We start from the raw sequence: 22,167 nt of genomic DNA, 5'->3' as shown, positions 1-22,167 counted from the left end.
GAGGCCGCGCGCGTTTTGTCCCTTCTACACGCCAGGCACACGATATGGCACGCGAGTCTTACACCAACGTGATGGGCAGGCCGCCGCCGACGTAGGAGGTCCTCCAGACGTTCCTGACCTGCACGCCGTCGGGCGTGTTCGAGTCGATCATCTTCCCGTCGCCGATGTACACGCCGACGTGCCCGGTGTGGTACTTGTCCTGCAGCGGGGAGAAGAACACGAGGTCGCCGGGACGGAGGTCCGGTATGGACGTCTTCCAGCCCGCGCGCTTCTCCACGCCCCACATCTGGCTGTCGTTGCGGTTGTCCTGCTGCGCATAGTAGGAGAAGTAGCCCTGGTTGTGCGAGAGGTTGATCCCCAGGGTGCTGTAGACCCACCATGTGAAGCCAGAGCAGTTGAAGGCGCGCCTGTCGGGATAGTAGGCGCTGTCGTCGTACGAATAGCTGCCGCCGAGCATGGTGCGCGCGGCGCTGACGATCCTCCTGCCGAACTCCTCGCGCGAGACGAGCACGCCGTCGTTGTCGGCGATGGCGACGGTGTCGTCGTGCCAGTCGCCGGGGAAGGAGCCGTGGGTCTTCGCGTAGTAGCGGGAGACCACGTAGGTCCCGCGCACCACGTAGCCCTGGTCCTCCCGGCCGTAGTAGCGCTTGCCGTCGTAGGTGAACAGCCCGAGGCGGGCGCCCAGGAGGCCAGCGCCCACGGAGTCGTCGACGTAGTAGCGCTGCAGCTCGCCGTCGTCGTACTCCCCCGTCACGACCATGCCCCGGGACCAGAGCAGCGCGCCGGTCGTGGGGTTGGCGACGAGCATCCCCTTGCCCTGGCGGAGCTTGCCGCGCAGGATGCTCCCGTCGGAGGCCTGGCCCCAGAAGTGCTTCCCACCCCGCTCGAAGTGGCCGACCCTGGCCAGCGAGAAGCCCTCGCCGCCATCGTGCAGGTAGTACAGCCGCTCCCTGCCGTCCGCCCCCCTGAGCTTTGAGAAGCCCTCGCCGCCCGCGGCGAGGAGCCTGCCGTCGTCGTCCGCCACCATGGCGTAGCCGTCACCGAGGTCCCTGACGCCCCGCAGGATGGAGCCGTCGGAGCTTGCGTAGGCGTAGTAGCCCGCGCCCTCGGAAGGGGTCACGACGCGCTCGCGGGCGAGCTGCGCGTTGCTCCCGACCCAATAGCGCTGCTTCGATCCCCAGGCACTAGTGACCATCCAGAAGCCCTTGATTGGCTGGGTGGCCTGCCTAGAGGCGAACCACGCCCTGCCCTCGTCCCTCCATCCGGCAGCGACAAGGTGCTTTGCCTCCTGGGGGCTCACGGTGAAGTTGTGCGCGCCGGCCCTCGCGTTGGGGTTGTACTGCCGGAGGACCGCCGTGCCGTCGTCTCCTTCGGACCTCCAGCCGATGCCCTCGTAGCGCCAGCCCGCCCTCACGAGCCCGTCGCGCTCCCGAGAGCTTGTAGTGTAGTGATGGTCCCCTGCGTTGGGGTTGTAGAGGCGAAAGACCGCCGCGCCGGAATCGGGAGACACCCAGCCCACGCCCTCGTAGCGCCAACCCGCCTCGCAGACCGTCTTGAGCTCCTTCTGGCTGCTCGTGTAGAAGTGCTCGCCTGAGTTGGGGTTGTAGAGCCGGAACATGTTGAGGTACTTGACGGCGGGCTTCTTGCCGGTCGGCTTGTTCGCCACGAGCTTGGGAGCCACGGGCTCGTCCACTTCGGGCTGCGTGGCTTTCACAGACTGGGGGGCCGTTGCCTCGGGCTTGCTGGACCAGCCCTCCTCCTCGCCTGCCGTCCCTGCCCTTGTGACGATGGCCATGTGGGGGCTGGGCGCGGCAGGGCCTGTCTCGATGGTCTCCTCGGGAGCGCGAGTAGGCGCCCCCCTCGAGAACTCGCTCGTCTGCGAGACCGCATGGGTAGCTTCGGCATCCTCGAACGACTCGTGCTCGTCCGGCGTCCCCTGGCCTTCGACGTCAGCTTGAGCCTGAGGGGCAACGACCCTCAGGGGAAATTCAAGCTTTGCTTCCGTGACCTTATCATCCGTTGGTTCCGTCTGACCCTCAGGCACATTTTGAACAGGGGATGCAGGCACGGATACGGGCGCATTGCACGCTTCCCGTGCGTCAAGCAAGGCCCCTTCCGCAGAATCGGTCGTGGACGCCGTGGCCCCGACGTCCACCTGGGATGAGCCGACATCGATGACGCGTTCCGCCTCGTTGGCAAGGGCGGTGTGGGCGCCCATGAGCAGGACGGCCACCACGGCGGCGGAGGCCAGAGCACCACAACAGGCGGGATGGGGCCACGAGAGGCTGATGTGGGCGGATGGTCGGTCTGTTCTCATGGGTTGCTCCAAACGGAGGATCTTCTTTGGGTAGGGACTCATGTAGCAAGCTATCTTAAGCTTGTTTTTAGTGGTCGGGAGAAACCCACAGGCTCTGCCTGTGCGTGCAACGCTGGTTCCACCCCGATCGTACTTCGCACCAGAAACATCGGCCCCCGGCGCTAGGATGTGGGCGAGGGGCCTGCACGCCCCGGACCCTGCCGGCGCAGGGGGTGCCGATGAACAACAAGGAAAGTCTAGCGCACACGAGCTGGGACTGCACGTACCACATAGCGTGGATCCCGAAGTACAGAAGAAGAGTGCTGTACGGCGAGGTGAGGCTTGAGGTAAGAGACGTGATACGGAAGCTGGTGGAGTCCAAGGACGGGGTGGGGCTGCTGGAGGGAAGCGTGCGCAAGGACCACATACACGTCTGCCCCCGCATACCGCCCAAGTACGCGGTGAGCAAGGTGGTGGGGTACCTGAAGGGCAAGAGCACGCTGATGCTTTTCGACCACCACCCGGAGTGGCGGAGGGTCACCGGGCGCGAGAGGACGTTTTGGGCGCGGGGCTACTACGTCAGCACGGTCGGCCTCAACGAGGCGACGATCAGGAGGTACGTGGCCAACCAGGAGGACGCCGAGCGGATAGACGGCTAGGGAACACGAGACGAAGCGGTGGGTAGGGACGAGCAGGCCCCGCGGCTTGCCGCGGTCGGAACGGGGGCGTCAGCCCAGGGCGGCTTGCCGCCACAGCACCAAGCGCGGCGAGTGCCGCGCCAAAATAAAGCCACCGGCTATGCCGGTGGTCAGTTTACTCTTTTGCAAAGAAGTCCGGGCTCCGCACGTCGCAAAGCATGCCGTACCCGAATCCATCACATACTGAACATGAACTCCAGGGCGCGCAGGCGCGCGTCCAGGTGGGTCGCCGCCCAGGCATGCGCGATGGAGAGGAGCTCCGTGGCTGCCCGCTCGTCCGCCTCGGCCCCCATGAGCTCCCCGAAGGTGGAGCCCAAAAGCGCCCGTAGCCACTGGAACTCGGAGTGGGAGAGCTCCTGGGCGCCCGCCACGCCCCTCGCGCAGCTGGCGCAGAGCGCCCCTCCCGCCACGGGCGAGAAGTGCGTCACGTCCGGGTCGCCGCAGGCTATGCAGGAGTCGAGCTCGGGCATCCAGCCCTCGTGGGCGAGCACCTTGAAGGCGTACGCGGCCACCAGCAGGTCGAGGTGGGGCTGCCCGCTCGCCCGCTCGCAGGAGCCCAGGGCAGCCGAGCAGATGCGGAAGAGGTAGGGGTCCTCGCTCTCCTCGAAGGAGCTGAGGCGCGCGACCTCGGCGACTGCGGAGGCGGCGCAGAGCCGGGCGTAGTCCCCCCTGATGCCGGGGTGCGCGTCGACGGTGACGGCCTCGCTCACCACGTCGAGGCTCCTCCCCCTGGCCATGAGGAAGTCCGTCTCGCAGAAGAGCTCCGAGCGCGAGGCGAGGCGTCCGCCCGGCTTCCGCGCGCCCTTCGCCACGGCCCTCAGCTGGGCCCCCGACTCCCCCAGGATGGTGAGGATGAGGTCCTGCTCCGAGAGCTTGGTGCGGGCGAGCACTATGCCCTTGCTCCTATAGGTCCTGCGCCCTCCCGCCACGGCCTACTCTTCCGCCTCGTAGCCCAGACGGCGGATCTCGTTCTTGTCCCGGCGCCACTGCGGCTGGACCCTGACCTGCAGGTCGAGGAAGCACTGGGCCCCGAGGAGGCGCTCCACGTCATGGCGCGCCTCGGACCCGATGCGCTTGATCATCTGCCCCCCCTTGCCGATGACCATGCCCTTCTGCCCCTCGCGCTCCACGATGATGGTGGCGGCCACCGAGGCGTGGCCCCTCCTGGGCCACGAGATGTCCTCGCAGATGACGCCCACGGAGTGGGGGACTTCCTGGCGCATGTTGAGGAGCACCTTCTCGCGCACGAACTCCGCCACGAGATCCTCGTCCGTCATGTCCACGTCCATGTCGTCCGGGAACCACTTCGGGCCCCCGGGCAGGTGGGCGGAGACCAACCCCACGAAGGAGTCGACGTTGAAGCCCTCCTTGGCACTCACGACGAGGGCGTCGTCGAAGCGGGCGAGTGAGCGCGCCGTGTCGAGCTGGGACTTGACCTGCTCGGGCCCGGCGAGGTCCGCCTTAGTGACCACGAGTACCTTGAAAGGCGCGCGCGCCGCGTCGACGTGCTTGGCGACCCACTCGTCGCCTCGGCCCACGGGCTTGGTGGCGTCGACGAGGAGGGCGACGACGTCCACGTCGGCGAGCTCTCCCAGGGCGACCTTGTTGAGCTCCTTCCCCAGGGCGTCCTTGGGTTTGTGGAGCCCCGGCGTGTCCACGATCACGAGCTGCGACGTGGGGGTGTTGACCACGGCGCGCATGCGCCGGCGCGTGGTCTGCGCCACGGGGCTCGTGATGGCTATCTTCCCGCCGTAGCAGGCGTTGAGCAGAGTCGACTTCCCCACGCTGGGGCGTCCCACCAGCGCGACGAAGCCGCTGCGGAAGTCCTCGGCGGGCACCGTGTCGTCCGTGCTCTTCTCGTCTTGCATCTCTCCTCCTTGAAAGGGAAGTCCTAGGACATGAGGGCGCGCGCGAATACCACGGCGCCCACCACCGCCACCACGACGCAGAGCAGCCACACCGCGGCGGCGGCGATGTCCTTCGCCCGTCCTGCGAGGGGATGGAACTCGGGCGAGACCAGATCCACGACAGTCTCAACGGCCGTGTTGAAGAGTTCGGCCATGATGACCACCGCGCAGCACAGGAGCACAACGGCCCAGCTCAGCGCATCGATGCGCAGCACGATGCCCATGACGAGGGCAAAGGCGGCCCCGCCCAGCATGACCTTGATGTTGCGCTCCTGGCGCACGGCGGTGCGGAAGCCCTGGATGGCGAAGAGGAAGCTCCGCCTGAAGGTAGGGTGGCTCGGGCGCTTGCCGGGAATCATGCGTCGCCGCCTTCCCGGTGTCGGGTCAGGGTCACGTGATCCAAGGGCTGGTCGGTCTTCATCTTGAGGAGGAGCTGGTCCTCGCGGGCCTCCATGAGCTCCGCCTCCGCGTCCTCCAGGTGGTCGTAGCCAAGGAGGTGGAGCATGCCATGGACCAGGAGCAGGCGGAACTCGTCGCGTGCGGTGGTCCCGAAGCCCGGCGCCTGTCGGGCGATGTACGCGGGCGCGAGGACGATGTCGCCCAGCTCGCAGGGCTCCCCGGGGGCGAGGTCGGGGTCGTCCGGGCGCTCGCACTCGAGGCTCAGCACGTCCGTCGCCCGGTCCTGTCCGCGCCACTCGAGGTTGAGCTCGCGCATGCGCCCGTCGGACACGACGGAGACCGACACCATGCAGGGCCTGGCCACGCCCTCCTCGGCGAGCACCAGGTCGCAGGCGGCCTTGATGTCTGCCCCGTCGACCGGTGCGACGACGCCCTCCTCGAACACGAGGTCATAGTCGTTCTCCATGCTACCTCCCGCCGCCGCGCGCCTCGGCGCGGTCGTAGGCGTCCACGATGCGTGCCACCAGGGAGTGGCGGACGATGTCGTTGCGGTCGAGGTCCACGAACTCGATGCCGTCGACCCCCTCGAGCACCTCGCGGGCCGACTCCAGCCCGTTGTGGCCCAGGAGGTCGCGCTGGGTGAGGTCTCCCGTCACGACGAACTTGGACGAGAAGCCCAGTCGCGTGAGGAACATCTTCATCTGGTCGGGAGTGGTGTTCTGTGCCTCGTCGAGGATGACGAAGGAGTCGTTGAGGGTGCGCCCGCGCATGAAGGCCAGGGGCGCGATCTCTATGACCCCCTGCTCGATGAGGGAGCTCCCCCGCTCCATGTCGGTCATGTCGAAGAGCGCGTCATAGAGCGGGCGCACGTAGGGGTCGAGCTTCTCCTGGAGGGTGCCTGGGAGGTAACCCAGCGACTCGCCCGCCTCGACCACGGGACGGGCGAGGACGATGCGCGCCACCTCGCGCCTCTTCAGCGCCGCCACGGCCATCGCCATGGCGAGGTAGGTCTTGCCGGTGCCGGCGGGGCCGATGCCGAAGCTGATGGTGTTTCGCCGCATCGACTCGACGTAGCGCAGCTGCCCCGCCGTCTTTGGCCTTATGGCACGCCCGCGGTAGGTGAGCAGCAGGTCGCGACCCATGTCCGCGGGCTCCTGGGCGCCGTGCGACGCCTGGCCCACGAGGAGCTCCACCTCGTCGGTGGTGGGCACCTCTCCCCTCTCGACCATGTGGATGAGGCGAGAGAACACCGAGACGACGCCGTCCACGACCTCCGCGGGGCCCGAGACCAGGATCTGGCTTCCGCGCACCGAGACCAGGGCGTCGAAGCCCGCCTCTATGCGACGCAGGAGCGAGTCGGCCGGCCCCATGAGCAGGGTCGGGTCGACGGAATCGGGAATGGTGAGTCTGACCTGCGTCGGCTCCATGCTCCTCCAACTGCCTCCGGACGGCGCGCCGTCCCAATCATAGCCGCAACGGCGGCGTCCTACAGCAACGTGCCCACGAGCGTCCCGTCGTCCATGACGGATGTGACGCGGGCCCTCACGAGCGCGTCGAGGGGGGCGGACGGGTCGACCAGGAGGTCGTGCAGGCGCCCGGTGACGGCACGACCTGGGTACTGGACCACAGCGAGCTCCTCTGAGCCCACTCGCGCGGAGGCGCTCTGGCGGCGCATGCGCGCGGCGAGCTCCCTCATGCGCCGGCCGCGCTCGGCCATGACCCGGGGAGGGACCTGCCCCTCCGCCGTGGCCGCAGGCGTGCCGGGGCGGGCGGAGTAGCGGAAGACGTGCATCTTGGCGAAGGCCATCTCCTCGCAGAAGGCGAGGGACGCCTCGAACTCCTCGCCCGTCTCGCCCGGGAAGCCCACGATGAGGTCGGTCCCCAAGGCGAGCCCCTCGATGCGCTCGCGCGCGTGGAGGACGGTCCTGCGGTACTCTGCCGTGCCGTACACGCGGCGCATGCGCCGGAGCGTGTCGTCGCAGCCGGACTGCAGGCAGACGTGGAGGAAGGGCGCGACCCTCTCGCCTCCCCGCGCCATGGCGTCCAGGAGCTCGTCGGTGACGTCGGGCGGCTCGATGGACGAGAGCCGGACGCGCTCCACCTCGGTCTCCCCGAGGATGAGGTCGATGAGGCCCGAAAGCGTGATCCCTCTGCCGTCCTCTGCCTCGCCTCGGAAGCGCCCCAGGTTGATGCCCGTGAGCACGACCTCGTGGCCCCCGCGAGCGACGGCGGAGCGGACCTGCCGCAGCACCTCGCCCACACCCGTGGAGCGGGAGGCGCCGCGCGCCTTCCAGACGATGCAATAGCTGCAGCGGTTGTCGCAGCCATCCTGGATCTTGATGCCGGGCCTCATCCTGCCCGTGGGCGTTGGCGTCGCGGCGAGCTCGCCCGCATCCGTCACGCTTCCGGGCTCAAGCCCGAGCCTGGACAGGGCGACCTCGGCGAGCCGCGACTTGTCGCGCACCACCTCGATGTTGGGGGCGAGGCCCTCGAGCTCCTCTCCCCTGAGGTTGGCGACGCAGCCGCTCGCGAGCACGAGGGGCGCCTGGGGCAGCTGCGCCACGCGGCGCAGCCGCTTTCGGGTCTTGGCCTCGGCCTCGCCCGTCACGGCGCAGGTGTTGACCACCACGAGCTCGGCCGCCGCGGGGTCGCAGAGCTCGAGCCCCGCCCCCTCGAGCTGGCTCGCCACGAGGTCATTCTCGACCCTGTTGACACGACAGCCCAGGTTGATTAGGGCCACCTTGTGGCGCGTCACTTGCGTCCCTTGCGGCCGTGGCGGCGGCCCTTCTTGGCGTCGTCGGCCCCTGCCTTGCACGCACCGTCCCCGGGGCGGGACGAGCGCTGGCCCACGAGTTCGCGGACCGCCTCCATCTGCGCCTCGTCCAGGTCGCGTGGGACTTCGACCTGCACCACGGCTATGAGGCTGCCGCGTGAGCGCGAGTTGAGGCGGGGCATGCCCCTGCCCTCGACGCGGATCTGCTGGCCGTGCTGGCAGCCCGCGGGGACCTCGACGTCCACCCGCTCGCCGGCGAGGATCCCAGGGATGGCCTTCTCGCAGCCCACGATGGCCTCGAGGGCGTCGAGGACGAGGCGGCAGTAGAGGTCGTCGCCCTGTCGCTCGAAGTCCTCGCTGGGCTCGACCTCGACGCGCACCACAAGGTCTCCCGCCACGTCGCCGCGCAGCCCGGCCTCCCCCTTGCCCCTGATGCTTATCGACTGCCCGGAGTGGACGCCGGCGGGCACGCTGACCTCGACCATCTCGCGCGAGGAGGTGCGGCCCTGCCCCTGGCAGGTCTCGCAGGGCTTGTCCACCACCTTGCCGGTGCCCCCGCAGTCCGGGCAGGTCGCCTGCGACTGCATCTGGCCGAAGATGGTGCGCTGGACCTCCACCACGCGACCCATGCCGTGGCAGCGCTCGCAGGTCCTCTCGTGGCCACCCTCGGCGACGCCGCTGCCGTGGCAGTCGTCGCAGGGGGCAAGGCGCTCGTAGGCGACCGTCTTCGTGCATCCCGCAGCGGCCTCGGCGAGGCTCACGCGCAGCGTCATGCCCATGTCGCGCCCGCGGGTGCGCGTGGCGCGCTGGCCGCCCTGGCGCCCTGCGGCCCCGCCGAAGAAGGAGTCGAAGATGTCGTTTATGCCGAAGCCACCGCCAAAGATGTCGGACATGTCCACGTAGTCGGAGCCGAAGCCACCGGGTCCGTCGGGCGTGCCGTAGCGGTCGTAGTTGGAGCGCTTGCGCTCGTCGGAGAGGACGGAGTACGCCTCGTTGACCTCCTTGAAGTGCTCCTCGGCATCCGCCTCCTTGTTGACGTCCGGATGGAGCGTGCGCGCCTTCTTGAGAAAGGCCCTCTTGATCGTCTTGGCGTCGGCGTCGCGCGCGACGCCGAGCACCTCGTAGTAGTCCTTCGAAGCCAATGTCACCAATCCCCAAAGCAGTTGCAGACGAACGGATCGCGGGCAAGGGCCCGCGAAGGGAGGCTATCCCCTGTAGCCGGCGCTTCCCAGCCCCGAGCCGCAGGAGAACATCATCACCAGGAAGAGCGCGAAGACCACGCCCGAGCTCGCGCCGTTTGCGAGCGACCTGAGGCCCGACCTCCACCAGCCTCGCGCGTGGGCGAGGCCCTCGCCGAAGGCGAGGAAGGCGCCGACCCCCACAAGCGTCACGATCACGAGGGCGACGGAGCCCAGGGTGTTGGTGAGCGCGCCCAGCACCAGGAAGGGCACGGCCAGCCCCAGCGAGTGGAAGCCGGAGGCCTGCCTCTGGCTCAGCCGCTCGGACGCCACCCCCACGCGGCAGACGAAGTCGCCCGAGGCCTGGCCGTTCGTGCCCGCGTTGCCCATGCCGGGGATGCGAACCTCGTCGCCGTCATGCGAGCCGGCGGGAACCTCGACCACGACCTCGCTCGCAGAGAGCACCCTGCCCGAACCACCGCAGTTGTGGCAGGGGTCGCTCACGACCCTGCCCGTCCCCTCGCACTCGGGGCACTCCATCTCCATGACGCCGAAGCCGAAGATGCCCGTGAGGTCGACGCTCATGTGGCCGCTGCCGCCGCAGGTGGGGCAGGTCTCCGCATGGTCGCTGCGCACCGAGCCCTGCCCGTGGCAGACGTCGCAGGCGACGTAACGCTGGTAGGTCACGCCCCGGCGCACGCCCTTGCGCGCCGACTCGTCGTCCAGGTCGAGGCGCACGGTGACGTCCGCGCCGACGCGTGGGTTGTAGGAGCGGGAGCGCTGGCCTCCGCGACCTCGCTGGGCCACGTCGGAGAAGGGGAAGCCCCAGCCGAAGGGGAAGCCCCCGTAGCCGTCGGGCGAGGCGCCGGGGGTGCCGCCGTAGTCGGCGGAGGCGAAGGGGTTCCCGGAGCGCATGGCGTCGTAGCGGCGCCTCTTGCCCTCGTCGGAGAGGACGGCGTACGCCTCGGAGACCTCCTTGAAGCGCTCCTCGGCGTCCGGTTCCTTGTTGACGTCCGGATGGAGCTTGCGCGCCTTCTGCTGGAACGCACGCCTGATCTGCTCCGTCGTGCTGTCCTGTTCCACGCCCAGGATGGCGTAGTAGTCCTTCTCGTTCATCGAGGCCAAGTGCCTGCCCTACCTTCCCCCGTGCGCCGCCATGGCGACCTGACGTGCGGAACTATACCCCATGGCCGCATGCCGGATACCTCCGCCACGCAGCTTCACGAAGGGCGGTCATGGCTTGGGCGCGCCGCAGCCCTGGCAGCGCGACGTGAGGGTCTCTCCCCCGGCGAGGTCCCAGAGGGTCCCGTAGAGCTCGTTTCCCAGAAGCCAGCCACGATGGGTGGGGGCGAGCCTCCCGCCGCCGTCCCGGGCGAGAAGCCCGCGCGCGACGCAGTCGTCGAGCGCCGCCTGGACGCAGCCCCCTCCGAGGACGAGCCTCGCGTGCGAGACGAGCGCAGGGTCGAGGCCCCGCGTCATGCGTGCCCCCAGCATGAGGTCCTCCGCCGCCGCCTGGCCCGCATCCAGCTCCTCCACCTCGAACGAGAGGCTGGAGAGCCGCGGGTCCTCCGCGATCGCCCTGCGGCCCGTGAGCACGCGGAGCCTCAGGCGCGCGCTGGCGGGGGCGGGCTCGGGCAGCTGGGGGCAGCAGGCGTCCCTGAGCCTCAGGTAGCCCTCGCGGGCGAGCATCCCCGAGGCGGAGCATCCCAGTCCCAGGTAGGGATGGCCGGTCCAGTATGCCTGGTTGTGCGCGCAGGCGCGCCCTGGCCGGGCATAGCTCGCCACCTCGTAGCGGGAGAGGCCCGCCTCCCCCAGGATCCGCTCCGCCTCCTCCATGAGCTCCGCGGCGAGCCCGTCTTCCGGCTCGTCCATGAGCCCCTCGTCCACGGCCCTGCCGAAGGCCGTCCCGTCCTCGATGGCGAGGGGGTAGACGCTCACGTGCCCGACCCCCTCGCCCAGCACGCCCCGGAGGCTCCTGGCCCAGCTCTCGGACGTCTGACGGGGGATGGCGCACATGAGGTCGCAGGAGACGTCGAGCCCGCTCGAGACGGCGTCCCCCAGCGCCCGAAGGGCCGTCCTTGCGTCGTGCGCGCGTCCCAGGAGGCGAAGCTCCCCGTCGTCGAGGCTCTGGACCCCCAGGGAGACGCGCGTCGCCCCCGCCTCGGCAAGCGCGCCGGCCATCCCCTCGGCAAGGGACTCCGGGTTGGCCTCCACGCTCAGCTCCGCCGCCGCCGTCGTCGAGGCGACGGCGCGCACGAGGTCCGACAGCCCGTCCGTGCCGAGGAGGCTGGGCGTGCCCCCTCCCAGGTAGGCCGTCCTGCAGGAGGAGAGGAGCCCCGCCCCCTTGAGCTCGCGGACCTGGGAGCCGAGGGCGCGGGCGTAGGCGCCCATGAGGGGGTCGCCCTCCCGGGTGACCCAGGAGGCGAAGTCGCAGTAGGCGCACTTGCTCTCGCAGAAGGGCAGGTGGAGGTAGAGGGCCTCTGCCGCCGTGGCGTGGAGGCGGCCCTCCCAGGCGTTGGGCGAGGGACCGTCACCCACGGCGGACGTCCTCCCGGCCCGCGGCGTCCCCACCCGCGAATGCCCTCACCCTGGCGAGGAGCCCGAGGTAGTCGTCCAGGCTCACGCAGCGCATGGCGCCGTCCCGCCAGGCGGCGGCGTGAGGGAGCCCCTTCAGGTACCAACCGGCAAGGCTGCGGGCGCGGGCGAGGTGGCCGCCGGTGGCGTCGAGGAGTCTCACGTGGCATTCGAAGGCCGCGAGGCGCTGGGAGAGGGTGGGCGCCGCAGGCCTCTCGCCCGACGCGAGGGCCAGCGCGGACGAGAAGACCCAGGGGTTGCCGTAGCTCCCGCGGGCCACCATCACGCCCGCGGCGCCCGTCTCCTCGAGCATCCGCAGCGCCGCCCCAGCGTCCTCCACGTCACCCGAGCCTATGACGGGCACGTCGACTGCCCCGGCGACCCGGCGCACGACGCCCCAGTCGGCGCGACCGCGGTAGAGCTGGCTCGCGCTCCTTCCGTGGACCGCGATGGCGGCTGCCCCGGCGGCCTCGAGCGCGCGGGCGAACTCGGGCGCCTGCTCCTCCCCGTCGCGTCGGCCGCAGCGAATCTTGCAGGTGACGGGCACCTGACCCTGCTCGAGGCAGGCTCCGACGATCCTGGCCGCGAGGGAGGGGTCGTCCATGAGGGCGGACCCCTCCCCCTTGCGGGTCACCTTGGGCACGGGACAGGCCATGTTGACGTCTATGAGGGCGAGACGCGGCCCCAGGCGCTCGGCCACCTCGAGGGCGGCCTCGCGGAACTGCTCGGGCTTCGACCCGAAAAGCTGCACAGCGACATCGGGCTCCCCCTCGGCGGGCAGGACGAGGTCCCAGGTCTTCTGGCCGCCGAAGTGTATGCCGGCGACCGAGACCATCTCGGTGTAGGCGAGGGAGGCCCCGCCCGCCCTCGCCATGAGGCGGTAGGCGCCGTCGGTGACGCCGGCCATGGGCGCCATGAGGAAGGGGTTCTGCGCCAGACGCACCCGCACGTCCGCCCGCGGCACGGGACGGGCGTCAGGAAGCCTGAGCCCGGCTGGCGTGGCGAGGCCCTCGAGGATCCGAAGCGTCCCCTGGCCCCTGGCCGCGGACGTCACTCGTCGTCCACCTTGAGCACGGCGAGGAACGCCTCCTGCGGCACCTCGACCGAGCCGATGGACTTCATGCGCTTCTTGCCCTCCTTCTGCTTCTCGAGGAGCTTGCGCTTGCGCGAGATGTCGCCGCCGTAGCACTTTGCCAGGACGTCCTTGCGCACGGCACGCACGGTGGAGCGGCTGATGATCTTGTTGCCGATGGCACCCTGGATGGGCACCTCGAACTGCTGCCGCGGGATTATCTCCTTCAGGCGGTCGCAGAGGCCACGCGCCAGGGCGTAGGCCTTGTCGCGGTGCACGATGAACGAGAGCGCATCCACCTCGTCGCCCGCGAGCAGGATGTCGAGCTTCACGAGCGGTGACTCGCGATAGTCCGCGAACTCGTAGTCAAGTGACGCATAGCCCTTGGTGCGGCTCTTGAGCTGGTCGAAGAAGTCCAGGATGAGCTCAGCGAGGGGGATGTCGAAGTGCATCTCGACGGACTTCTCGCTGAGGTAGACCATGTCCCTCGTGACCCCGCGGTGGTCTATGGCGAGCTGCATGACCGCTCCCATGTACTCGGGGGGCACGATGACCTTGGCGTTGAGGTAGGGCTCCTCGATGCGGTCTATGCGCGTGACGTCCGGCAGGTCCTGGGGGCTCGTGAGCTCGACCATCTCGCCGTCGGTCGTGAACACGTGGTAGTTGACGGAGGGTGAGGTAGCTATGAGGTCGAGCCCGAACTCGCGCTCCAGGCGCTCCTTCACAACCTCCATGTGCAGGAGTCCCAGGAAGCCCACCCGGAAGCCGAAGCCCAGGGCCACGCTGGTCTCGGGGGACCAGACGAGCGAGGGGTCGTTCACCTGGAGCTTCTCAAGGGCGTCGCGGAGGTTCTCGTACTGCTTGTTGTCTATGGGGAAGAGCCCCGTGTAGACCATGGGCTTCGCCTCGTGGTAGCCCGGGCAGGGCTCGGCGCAGGGCCTGGCCTCCTCGGTGATGGTGTCGCCGGTCTTGACCAGCCCGGGCTCCTTGAGGCCCGTCACCACGTAGCCCACCTCGCCCACCCCAAGCCGGTCGAGCGGGGTCTCGAGCGGGCGCTTGACGCCGACGCCGTCGCAGGTGAAGGAGTCGCCAAGGGCCATCATCTTGAGCTGCTGGCCCTTGCGCACCGACCCGTCGAAGACGCGCACGGTGGCGATGACACCGCGATACTCGTCGAAGTAGGAGTCCAGGATGAGCGCCTTGAGCGGGCCGTCCGGGTCGCCCTTGGGGGGAGAGACGAGGTACACGATGGCCTCGAGCAGCTCATGGATGCCCTCTCCGGTCTTGCCCGAGACGAGCACGCTGTCCTCCGCGGGAATGGCGAGTTCGTCCTCGATCTCGTCCTTGACCTCCTCGGGATGGGCCGAAGGGAGGTCGATCTTGTTGATCGCGGGGACGATGTCCAGGTTGGCGTTCATGGCGAGGCTTGCGTTCGAGACGGTCTGCGCCTCGACCCCCTGCGTGGCGTCCACCACGAGGACAGCCCCCTCGCAGGCGGCGAGCGAGCGCGAGACCTCATAGGTGAAGTCCACGTGACCAGGCGTGTCGATGAGGTTGAACTGGTAGGTCCCCCCGTCGTCCGCCTCGTACATGACGCGGACGGCATTGGACTTGATGGTGATCCCGCGCTCCCGCTCGATGTCCATGGAGTCGAGCATCTGGGAGGCGAGGTCCCTCTGCTCGACCGTGTGGGTGAACTCGAGGATGCGGTCCGAGATGGTCGACTTGCCGTGGTCGATGTGAGCGACGATCGAGAAGTTGCGGATATGTGAGGTATCGTTGGTAGTCATGCGGATGATATTATCCCAAAGGCTGGTGGAGTGCTATACTGCGCTGGTTGACCTCGCCGTGTCAGGTGTCGGATCCCCCACGTCCTTCACCTCATTAAGTTCAGAGGCCTCAGGGATAAGTACTGAAAGGAACCGCACGTGGCTAACATCAAGTCTCAGAAGAAGCGCATCATCACCGCCGAGAAGGCCCGCGTCCGCAACAAGGCGGTCCGCTCCGAGCTGAAGACCGCCGTCAAGAAGGTTCGCGCTGCCGTCGAGGAGGGTGACGCCACCGTCGCCCAGGACGCCGCCAACAAGGCCAGTCGTCTCCTCGACAAGGCTGCCTCCAAGGGCATCATCCACAAGAACCAGGCCGCCGACCGCAAGAGCGGCGTCCAGAAGCTGGTCAACACCCTGAAGTAGGCCGCTTCCCCTCAAATCGTCGTAACGTCAACGGGCCCGGAGCTGAGTTCCGGGCCCGTCTAATTTATGTCGGCGGACCAAACCTGCCGAGCTGCCCCCTCAAGACATGTCGGGCTCCATCCCGAAAGCGCGACCGGGTCGCGTGGGGGCCTAGGGACGCCCATGGACGACGGTCGCCCGCATGAGCTTTTCCCAGGCGGCCAGGTTCGCCTCGTAGTTCTCCTCGTCGAGCGCCACGCGCCTGGAGAAGCGGGAGAACTCCCTGGCAACCTGGCCAAACGGGAGGTGAAAGCGCCTCTCCATCCTTGGGGCGAGGTATCTTAGCTCGTCGCTCACCCTCCGCGCCCTGGAGTCGAAGTCGTCCCGCCCCGCAAGCCACATCAGCAGCGGCTTGTAGCGGATCCACCCGAGGCAGGCCTTGTAGAACCTCTCCACGACCCTCGGATCCGTGGCCTCGATGCGCCCCAGGCGCAGGGGGAGGTTCCCCTGCAGGAGGCCCGAATACCGCATGAAGCCGTCGTGGAAGGTGTAGACCGGCACGCGCGCGACCTTCTGGTCACCCAACGCTGCCGCAAAGAAGGCGTCCTCTCCCCTCGCCCCGCTCGGATTGAAGAACGGGACCGTGCGTGTGCGATCCGTCAGCCCGATGCCGAGGTTCGACCCAGAGATCGGGAGCCCGTCCGTCCTCCCGCGCTCGAGGGCCGTCACCCTTGGCTCCGCGAGCGCCCCGTCATCCGCGTAGGTCACCCCACCGTTCCTCATCACGGCCGACATGCCGTCCCAGTTGAGGATGTCGTTGCTGACGGCGTCGGCGAAGACTCTGAAGTCGTCCTCCGTGAAGTCGTCCGCGAAGCCCATGTGGGGTATGGGCGAGACGTAGCCGCAGTGGTACCCGTTGGTCACGTCAAACGTGCCGAGCGCCTTGACGTGCTCTCGGAAGACGTCTTGGCCGCACCAGTACGCGAGCCCATCCCGACTCGTCACGGCAAGGGGGTACTCGTCGTCATCCAGGAAGAGGAGCGCATCCATGCCCCTGCGTATGGCCTCGTACAGGACCACGTTCCTCTTGCCCGCATAGCCCCTGCCGAAGAGCTGCCGTGCCTCCCTCTCCTCCAAGGCCCCTCCGCCACAAAGGTCCTCGCACATGCCTCGCACTGACTCGAGCCCAATGAAGGAGACTGACCGGAACGTGTCCCTGATCTCGTCCTGGAGGTTGACGTAGTCGTCCACGCTCGTGTGGTTGTACTCCAGGTCGTAGGCGACGATCAGGTGAATGCCTACGGGGTGTTCCCTGATCAGGCCCCTCCAGTGGCAGGCAAAGGTCTTCAGAACGTTACGAAAGCTCTTCCGACCAGTCACGAAACCGATGGCGATGTCTCTCATCGGGTTAGTCCAACCTCCAGTCCTCGACGTGGCAACCAACAAGCGCGCGGCTACGCGGGATGTGCGCGTTGACTCCGGGGCGCGGCCGCCTCGCGAACCTCAATGGCAGCAGCCGCCCTCGTGGTCGTGCCCTCCGCAATCGCCCTCGTGGCTGCCGCAACCATGGCCGTGCTCGTGGTCGTGATGGTTGCAGGTGGCAGACTCGAGCTTCACGAGCCGTCCGGAAAGGTACGCGTCCACCGCCGCGTCCGCATCGCCCTCCTGCCCGGGGTACACCTCTATGCCCGCGCGGGCCAGGGCAGCCTGGGCCCCACCGCCGATGCCGCCACAGACGAGGAGGTCGACCCCTCCCTCGGAGAGCAGCCCCGCCAGAGCGCCGTGGCCCACGCCGTTGGACCCCAGCACCCGGGACGAGGTGACCTTGCCTCCCTCGACCTCGTACACCTTGAACTGCTCCGTCCTCCCGAAGTGCTGGAAGACCTTCCCGTCCTCATAGGTGACCGCAATCCTCATGGTTCGCTCTCCCTTCTCAAGCGCCCAGGACCCGTCCCGGGCGTCCATGCCGGGGCGGAGGCGGACGTTTCCGCCCCCCACCACCAGCTCCCCGCCATTCACGAGGAAGTCCGCGACCTTCTTCCGCGCCCGGTCATAGATGCTGGCGACGGTGGAGCGGGCCACGCCCATGCGCGACGCCGCCCCCTGCTGGTCCAGCCCCAAGAGGTCGATGAGCCGAATGGCCTCGAGCTCGTCGAGGGCCAGCTCGAGCACGCGCTCGTGCGCGACCCCGTCCGGTGCGAAGCGGAGGTACTCGGGCACCAGGCCCACCTCCCTGACCTTGGGTCGCCTTCCCAGCATGGGACCTCCTACTTAATGGCAAATGTCAGCAAGTAGTATAGGGCTTCTTGGGATGATATGTTGGAATATGTCAAAAGATTTAGAGAGGGCAGGTCAGCACGGGAGGCTCCCGTGACGCGAGGGAGCCGCGCCACAGACGTCCAGGATGAGGGAGCTGACGCAGCTGCGTGGGTCGGCGCCGCCCTTCAGGGCGGCATCCGCGCCCCCACAGAGCACAAGCGCGCGCTCCAGCTCCCCATCGCCAAACGAGCCGGCCCACCTCTGGTGGTTCTTGAGCTGCCAATCCTGCTTCGCGCGGGGCTTCGCTGGCCTCTTCGACCCCTTGCGCCTCACCGCGGGAGTCGCCGCGATCGAGTCATAGGCGAGGAGTTCGCCGCCCAGGCCCGCGATGGCGCCACGACGCATGAGCGAGCGGGCGCAGACGAGCTCCCGCAGGCGCGCGGCGAGGAGCGAGACGAGCCTGACCTCGGAGTTCGCGGGCATGAGCGCGTACACCGAGAGGGCCCTTCCGGCGTCCCTGTCGCAGACGGCGTCAAGGAAGTCCCAGGGCTTCACCTCCGCCGTCCGGGCGACGTGCTCCACCACGTCCGCGCGCGTGATGGAGCCGCTTGCCCGGCAGAGCTCGCTCAGGGTCTTGAGCTGGCCGTCTATCAGGGCAATCGACTCGCCAACGCGGTCGACGAGCTCGCGGGCGGCGGACTCGTCGATCGACATCCCCCGGCGCTGGGCGAGCCGGCGGACCTCCGCCGGGAGCTGCCAGGCCTTCTTTCCGCCGCAGTCGATCACGGCGTCCCTGCCCACCGCCGCCACGGCCTTGTAGAGGCGGGTGGTCCTTGCGAGGGCCTCGGCCACCAGGCAGAGGACGCAGCCGGGATTGGGGTTCTGGAGGTACCCGACGATCGCCTCCGAGCAGGGCTTGGCAAGCTTGTCCGCCCCGTGGATGATGACGAGGCGCTGGCCAGGGCCGACGGGCAGCGTGTTGAGGGAGGCGAGGAGCTCACCCGGCTCGCTCACGGCAGCCGACTCCCGCTCGTCGAGGTTGAAGGCCGCGAGTCCGTCGTCGAGGCGCGCGCGGAGCCTTTCGATGACGCGCCCGGCCTTGACGGAGTTGCTGCCCACCGCCAGATATGCGGGGAGAAGAGCCCCCGATGCCTTTCCTGCCAAGACGACCCCCTTCTGCATGTCAGACCACTATGACACATGGCGACCATGGTGGTCGCCCTCTTCCATGCGGACGCATGACCGGACGAGGGCCAATGCGACCAGGCCCGACCAAAGGAGGGGCTCGACCCCTCCCCAATCCGGAAGTCCCACGGCGGCAAGGGGAAGGGCGGAGAGTGCGCCCACCAGAGCGGAAAGCAGGTCGAAGCAGCATCGGGACACGTCCAGGGGGAGTCGGGCCCAGGGCAGCAGACCCTCGAGCAGGAGCCCGGGGAGACCTGTGGCGAGCCCGAGGGTGAAGGGGACGACCGCCAGGAGGTTTGAGAGGGGGGCGACCAGCGAGAGCGTCCCGAACGCAGAGCTGCACAGGGGCAGGGTCGAGACCTGGGCGACGAGGCTGGCCGACGCGAGGTCGAGGGTGACGGACGAGAGCTTGGAAAGCGGCCGGGGCAGGCGACGGCGCCCCATGCCCCATGGGGGCGCAAGACGTCCCAGGGCCCGGCGCAGGGCCTGGGACGTCGGCCAGGAAAGGAGGCAGAGCCCCGCAACTGAGACGAGCGAGAGCAGGAAGCCCAGGCTCCCGGAGAGCGAGGGGTCGAGGAGCGCCATCACCAACCCGACGAGGCAGAGGGACGACAGCGCATGTCCGCGCCTTCCCAGGAGCTCCGAGCCAGAGGCCGAGGCGGACATGAGAAGTGCCCTCACGGCGGACGGTGGCGCGCCACAGAGCAGCACGAGCGCCATCCCCAGGGAGAGGGAGGCCGCGAGACGGGGCGCAAGCGGCATGTCGAGGCGGAGGAGGAGCGTGCAGGCGATGGAGGTGGCGATGGCCAGATGGCTGCCGGAGACCGCCAGGAGGTGCGACAGCCCGCAGCGGGAGAGCCTCTCGCCCATGCCCCTCTCGCGCGCCAGCGCGGGACTGCCGAGGGCGACGCCCGCGATCCATGCCGCCGAGTCGGTGGGTTGGGCGAAAAGCCCCTCCAACCTGTCCGAGCGCCAGGCCCTGAGCCGACCCAAGGGGCCCGGCTGCCAGGACCTGGAGGAGATGGACACGATCCGCAGGCTCCCAACGGCCCCCTGCATCCTGGAGCTCGCGCCAAAGCCGTCCTGGTCGAGGGGCGACCAGCGCGTGCTGCAGCGAAGCAGCTCCCCCATCCAAACCCTCTGGGGCGAGCGCAGCCAGACGCGGCAGCTCCTGCCCGAAGGCAGCTTCACGCTCGCACGACAAGAGTGGCTCCCCCGCCTGCACACGGAGTCCGACTCCACGAGCAGGGTGCAGCTCGACCCCGCGACGCGACCGAGCTCCGCCTCGCAGAGCCCCATCCCCCGGGCAAGGAGGCCCGAGAGCGCCCAGGCGAGGGACGTGGACAGGGCCAGGGTGAGGATGACGCCTGCGACGGGCAGGCGCAGTCCGTCCCCAACAGTGGCCGACGAGGCGGCCAAGACGACCATCGCGCATGACGCGACGACGAGCGCAGTGACGTGGGAGGGAGGCGGGGGCGGCAGGCGGCCACCCAGCACGGCGCGCTCGACGAGGACGCACGCAACCAGCAGGTGGGCGCTCGTGGGAATCTGCGGGCGCGGCATCCCCTCCCCCGCCCGCGCCCTAGACGCAGGCATGGTCCCTGATCCTCTCGAGCTTCTTCTGCCCTATGCCCGACACGCGCGCGAGGTCGTCCACGCTCGCGAAGTCGCCATGAGCCTCTCGGTCCTCGACGATGGCCCTGGCTGTCGCGGAGCCCACGCCCGGAAGCGACTGAAGCGCGGCCACGTCCGCCGTGTTGAGGTTCACGAGCTGGCCCTCGGTGCGACCACCGGTCGGAATGACGGACGCGGTCCCGACCGACCCAGCGGCCTCGCCCTCGTGGGGAACGTGTATCTTCTCGCCATCCCTCACCTCGGCCGCGAGGTTGAGGCTCGTGCAGTCGGCGTCGTCGAGAAGCCCCCCGGCTGCCTCCACGGCATCGTTGGCGCGCGGGCTGCGCTTCCTCAGCTCGACGAGCCCCGGACGCGCGACGGCCCCGTCAACGTGCACCAGCACCGCAGCCGGTTCGGGCGCCTCCTGAACTGCGGCGCCTCCCTCGGCGGCCTCCTCCGGGTCTGCCCCAGGCACGCCCTCGGCCGCGACGTCAACCGTGGCGGCCTCTCCCTGGGACGCCCGCCCTCCCATACCCCAGGCGCCGACGCCTGCCGCGAGGAGACAGGCGAGCGCGCACGCCGCGATCGTACCTCGCGACGGCGCGAGCCCCAACCTCGCGATCGACCCGCCCTTCCTTCCGCCGCCAAATCCCCTTTGTGCCAAAGAGACCACCCCCGCCCCCATCTTGGAGGCGGGGGCGGGGCGAAGCGGCGGGAAATAAAACTGGGCTTGCAGCTGGCTGGCGGCATACTTGCAGGCAGCTGCAAGCATCTAGGGCGTCAGCTGGGGTTTCTATGCGTTCCGGTCAGGCTCGATCGGGGCCAGGCTCGAGTGCCTCGCCCTGAGGCCCCTGGGAGGCCTGTAGGACGGGCACTGGTCGAAGTCGACGTACTCGGCCTTCTCGACCAGCTCGTCGATCATGGCGTCGTGGTCGAAGGAGTCCCAGGCGGCATGAACCTCGTCCATGCGGGCGTGGGTCTCGGGACGGCGCGGCATGAAGAGGGTGCAGCAGTCGTCGGCGGACTGGCTGCTTATGTCGTAAGTCCCGATCTCCTCGGCGCGGCGCATTATCTCCTGCTTGTCGGAACCGATGAGGGGGCGCAGGACGGGCAGGCCCACCATCTCGTTGACCGCGGCGATGTTGTCGAGCGTCTGCGAGGCGACCTGGCCTAGGGACTCGCCCGTCACGAGCGCCTTGGCACCCTCGAGCCGCGCGATGCGCTCGGACACGGCGAACATGACGCGCCGGTAGGTGATGATGCGCAGGCCCTGGGGCACCGCGAGCGAGATCTCCCTCTGGCGCTCCCCGAAGGGCACGACGTACATCCTCCCCACCATGCCGGAGGGCTCGAGCGCATGGACGATGTCCTGGGAGAGCCATTCGCTGGTGTCCGCGGTCATGGGACGGCCCGAGAAGTGCACGGGGACGCAGACGGCGCCCCGGCGGCCCACCATCCAGGTCGCGACGGGAGAGTCGAAGCCGCTCGAGAGCAGGGTGACCACCTTGCCCGCCGTGCCGACGGGAAGCCCCCCCACGCCCGGCATGGAGGCCGCATAGACATAGACGCAGCCCTGCACCACGTAGACGTAGACGGTCACGTCGGGATGGTGCACGTCCACCCTCTTGTCGGGGAACTCGTCGCAGAGGACGGAGCCGACGAGACGGTTGAGCTCGAGCGTGTGGAGCTCATAGGTGGTCGACGAGCGGCGCGCGTGCACCTTGAAGCTCTGGAAGTCCCCCGCCTCATGCAGCGCCCTCACCGCCGCCGCGCTGAACTCGTCGCTGTCGAGCGCGCAGACGTAGGCGAGCGAGACGCGCGCCACGCCAGGAACGCGGGAGACGGCCCTCGCCACCTCCTCGTCGGCGTCGCGACCCTCGAGCGAGACCAGGATGTGGCCGGAGATGCGCCTGACGGAACCGACGGGCCAGTCCCTGAGGGCGCGGCGCAGGTTCCTCACGAGCTGGTTCTCGAAGGTCGAGCGGTTCTTCCCCTTGAGGCCGATCTCGTGGTAATGGACGAAGCAGACTCTTCTCGGCAT

20 protein-coding genes are annotated in these 22,167 nt (G+C 68.9%); 2 read left to right on the top strand and 18 right to left on the bottom strand.

What is annotated here, in order from left to right:
- Window positions 1-58 precede the first annotated feature (58 nt).
- Window positions 59-2,317, bottom strand: a complete 2,259-nt coding sequence (locus tag HMPREF1868_RS09585; RefSeq protein ID WP_156439425.1) for an NlpC/P60 family protein — start codon at window positions 2,315-2,317, stop codon at window positions 59-61.
- 218 nt (window positions 2,318-2,535) lie between these two features.
- On the opposite strand from HMPREF1868_RS09585, the gene tnpA reads away from it, so the two are divergent.
- The gene (gene tnpA, locus HMPREF1868_RS05190) at window positions 2,536-2,955 is read left to right on the top strand and encodes an IS200/IS605 family transposase (protein WP_062531041.1); all 420 of its coding nucleotides are present in this window, start codon (window positions 2,536-2,538) and stop codon (window positions 2,953-2,955) included.
- A gap of 215 nt (window positions 2,956-3,170) precedes the next feature.
- Here the strand turns inward: tnpA and recO are convergent, their stop codons facing one another.
- The 11 genes from recO to lepA form a co-directional block, all read right to left on the bottom strand.
- Complete coding sequence (recO, locus tag HMPREF1868_RS05185; protein WP_040656772.1) at window positions 3,171-3,923, bottom strand: DNA repair protein RecO; 753 nt, start codon at window positions 3,921-3,923, stop codon at window positions 3,171-3,173.
- A 3-nt stretch (window positions 3,924-3,926) separates the two neighbouring features.
- Entirely contained in the window at window positions 3,927-4,862 is a 936-nt protein-coding gene (gene era / locus HMPREF1868_RS05180) for a GTPase Era (RefSeq protein ID WP_062531039.1), read from the bottom strand.
- Window positions 4,863-4,885: 23 nt separating this feature from the next.
- Window positions 4,886-5,260, bottom strand: a complete 375-nt coding sequence (locus HMPREF1868_RS05175) for a diacylglycerol kinase family protein (protein WP_062531036.1) — start codon at window positions 5,258-5,260, stop codon at window positions 4,886-4,888.
- Window positions 5,257-5,766: an rRNA maturation RNase YbeY gene (ybeY, locus tag HMPREF1868_RS05170; protein ID WP_062531035.1), complete on the bottom strand. Its 510-nt coding sequence runs from the start codon at window positions 5,764-5,766 to the stop codon at window positions 5,257-5,259. Before ybeY ends, HMPREF1868_RS05175 begins: the two co-directional genes overlap by 4 nt.
- 1 nt (window position 5,767) lies before the next feature.
- Window positions 5,768-6,727, bottom strand: coding sequence for a PhoH family protein (locus tag HMPREF1868_RS05165; protein ID WP_062531033.1), 960 nt, complete (start codon window positions 6,725-6,727; stop codon window positions 5,768-5,770).
- A gap of 59 nt (window positions 6,728-6,786) precedes the next feature.
- Window positions 6,787-8,055: a MiaB/RimO family radical SAM methylthiotransferase gene (locus HMPREF1868_RS05160; RefSeq protein WP_062531031.1), complete on the bottom strand. Its 1,269-nt coding sequence runs from the start codon at window positions 8,053-8,055 to the stop codon at window positions 6,787-6,789.
- A complete protein-coding gene (dnaJ, locus tag HMPREF1868_RS05155; protein WP_062531029.1) occupies window positions 8,052-9,215 on the bottom strand; it encodes a molecular chaperone DnaJ in 1,164 nt (387 codons plus the stop codon). Before dnaJ ends, HMPREF1868_RS05160 begins: the two co-directional genes overlap by 4 nt.
- A 63-nt stretch (window positions 9,216-9,278) precedes the next feature.
- Window positions 9,279-10,367 carry a DnaJ domain-containing protein gene (locus HMPREF1868_RS05150; RefSeq protein ID WP_197414954.1) on the bottom strand — a complete coding sequence of 363 codons (1,089 nt, stop codon included), beginning with the start codon at window positions 10,365-10,367 and terminating at the stop codon, window positions 9,279-9,281.
- A 117-nt stretch (window positions 10,368-10,484) separates the two neighbouring features.
- Window positions 10,485-11,789, bottom strand: coding sequence for a coproporphyrinogen-III oxidase family protein (locus tag HMPREF1868_RS05145; protein WP_082719546.1), 1,305 nt, complete (start codon window positions 11,787-11,789; stop codon window positions 10,485-10,487).
- On the bottom strand, window positions 11,782-12,879 hold the full coding sequence (locus HMPREF1868_RS05140) for a tRNA dihydrouridine synthase (protein WP_062531023.1): 1,098 nt from the start codon (window positions 12,877-12,879) through the stop codon (window positions 11,782-11,784). Before HMPREF1868_RS05140 ends, HMPREF1868_RS05145 begins: the two co-directional genes overlap by 8 nt.
- Complete coding sequence (gene lepA, locus HMPREF1868_RS05135) at window positions 12,876-14,687, bottom strand: translation elongation factor 4 (RefSeq protein WP_062531021.1); 1,812 nt, start codon at window positions 14,685-14,687, stop codon at window positions 12,876-12,878. Before lepA ends, HMPREF1868_RS05140 begins: the two co-directional genes overlap by 4 nt.
- Before the next feature lie 138 nt (window positions 14,688-14,825).
- Here lepA and rpsT point away from each other — a divergent pair, with 138 nt between their 5' ends.
- Window positions 14,826-15,089 carry a 30S ribosomal protein S20 gene (gene rpsT / locus HMPREF1868_RS05130; protein WP_062531019.1) on the top strand — a complete coding sequence of 88 codons (264 nt, stop codon included), beginning with the start codon at window positions 14,826-14,828 and terminating at the stop codon, window positions 15,087-15,089.
- Between the two features lie 150 nt (window positions 15,090-15,239).
- Here the strand turns inward: rpsT and HMPREF1868_RS05125 are convergent, their stop codons facing one another.
- The 6 genes from HMPREF1868_RS05125 to thiI form a co-directional block, all read right to left on the bottom strand.
- Window positions 15,240-16,472: a hypothetical protein gene (locus HMPREF1868_RS05125; protein ID WP_062531018.1), complete on the bottom strand. Its 1,233-nt coding sequence runs from the start codon at window positions 16,470-16,472 to the stop codon at window positions 15,240-15,242.
- A 99-nt stretch (window positions 16,473-16,571) separates the two neighbouring features.
- Window positions 16,572-17,327 carry a NifB/NifX family molybdenum-iron cluster-binding protein gene (locus tag HMPREF1868_RS05120; protein WP_062531016.1) on the bottom strand — a complete coding sequence of 252 codons (756 nt, stop codon included), beginning with the start codon at window positions 17,325-17,327 and terminating at the stop codon, window positions 16,572-16,574.
- A gap of 93 nt (window positions 17,328-17,420) precedes the next feature.
- Window positions 17,421-18,491, bottom strand: coding sequence for a DNA polymerase III subunit delta (gene holA / locus HMPREF1868_RS05115; RefSeq protein WP_062531014.1), 1,071 nt, complete (start codon window positions 18,489-18,491; stop codon window positions 17,421-17,423).
- A gap of 27 nt (window positions 18,492-18,518) precedes the next feature.
- Entirely contained in the window at window positions 18,519-20,108 is a 1,590-nt protein-coding gene (locus HMPREF1868_RS05110) for a ComEC/Rec2 family competence protein (protein ID WP_156439424.1), read from the bottom strand.
- The gene (locus HMPREF1868_RS05105; protein ID WP_197414952.1) at window positions 20,095-20,790 is read right to left on the bottom strand and encodes a ComEA family DNA-binding protein; all 696 of its coding nucleotides are present in this window, start codon (window positions 20,788-20,790) and stop codon (window positions 20,095-20,097) included. The genes HMPREF1868_RS05110 and HMPREF1868_RS05105 overlap by 14 nt, the downstream gene beginning before the upstream one ends.
- Window positions 20,791-20,919: 129 nt before the next feature.
- On the bottom strand, window positions 20,920-22,167 hold the full coding sequence (gene thiI / locus HMPREF1868_RS05100) for a tRNA uracil 4-sulfurtransferase ThiI (RefSeq protein ID WP_062531008.1): 1,248 nt from the start codon (window positions 22,165-22,167) through the stop codon (window positions 20,920-20,922).

It is taken from the genome of Olsenella sp. DNF00959 (assembly GCF_001553055.1).
Lineage (GTDB): Bacteria > Actinomycetota > Coriobacteriia > Coriobacteriales > Atopobiaceae > Olsenella_I > Olsenella_I phocaeensis.
This window is presented reverse-complemented; position numbering and strand designations above follow the sequence as displayed.

What these genes read in the sequence shown, in the direction of transcription:
- HMPREF1868_RS09585 (WP_156439425.1), bottom strand. Translation starts at nt 2,317, where the DNA reads ATGAGAACAGACCGACCATCCGCCCACATCAGCCTCTCGTGGCCCCAT.
- tnpA (WP_062531041.1), top strand. Translation starts at nt 2,536, where the DNA reads ATGAACAACAAGGAAAGTCTAGCGCACACGAGCTGGGACTGCACGTAC.
- era (WP_062531039.1), bottom strand. Translation starts at nt 4,862, where the DNA reads ATGCAAGACGAGAAGAGCACGGACGACACGGTGCCCGCCGAGGACTTC.
- HMPREF1868_RS05175 (WP_062531036.1), bottom strand. Translation starts at nt 5,260, where the DNA reads ATGATTCCCGGCAAGCGCCCGAGCCACCCTACCTTCAGGCGGAGCTTC.
- ybeY (WP_062531035.1), bottom strand. Translation starts at nt 5,766, where the DNA reads ATGGAGAACGACTATGACCTCGTGTTCGAGGAGGGCGTCGTCGCACCG.
- HMPREF1868_RS05165 (WP_062531033.1), bottom strand. Translation starts at nt 6,727, where the DNA reads ATGGAGCCGACGCAGGTCAGACTCACCATTCCCGATTCCGTCGACCCG.
- HMPREF1868_RS05150 (WP_197414954.1), bottom strand. Translation starts at nt 10,367, where the DNA reads ATGAACGAGAAGGACTACTACGCCATCCTGGGCGTGGAACAGGACAGC.
- lepA (WP_062531021.1), bottom strand. Translation starts at nt 14,687, where the DNA reads ATGACTACCAACGATACCTCACATATCCGCAACTTCTCGATCGTCGCT.
- HMPREF1868_RS05125 (WP_062531018.1), bottom strand. Translation starts at nt 16,472, where the DNA reads ATGAGAGACATCGCCATCGGTTTCGTGACTGGTCGGAAGAGCTTTCGT.
- HMPREF1868_RS05120 (WP_062531016.1), bottom strand. Translation starts at nt 17,327, where the DNA reads ATGCTGGGAAGGCGACCCAAGGTCAGGGAGGTGGGCCTGGTGCCCGAG.
- HMPREF1868_RS05110 (WP_156439424.1), bottom strand. Translation starts at nt 20,108, where the DNA reads ATGCCTGCGTCTAGGGCGCGGGCGGGGGAGGGGATGCCGCGCCCGCAG.
- thiI (WP_062531008.1), bottom strand. Translation starts at nt 22,167, where the DNA reads ATGCCGAGAAGAGTCTGCTTCGTCCATTACCACGAGATCGGCCTCAAG.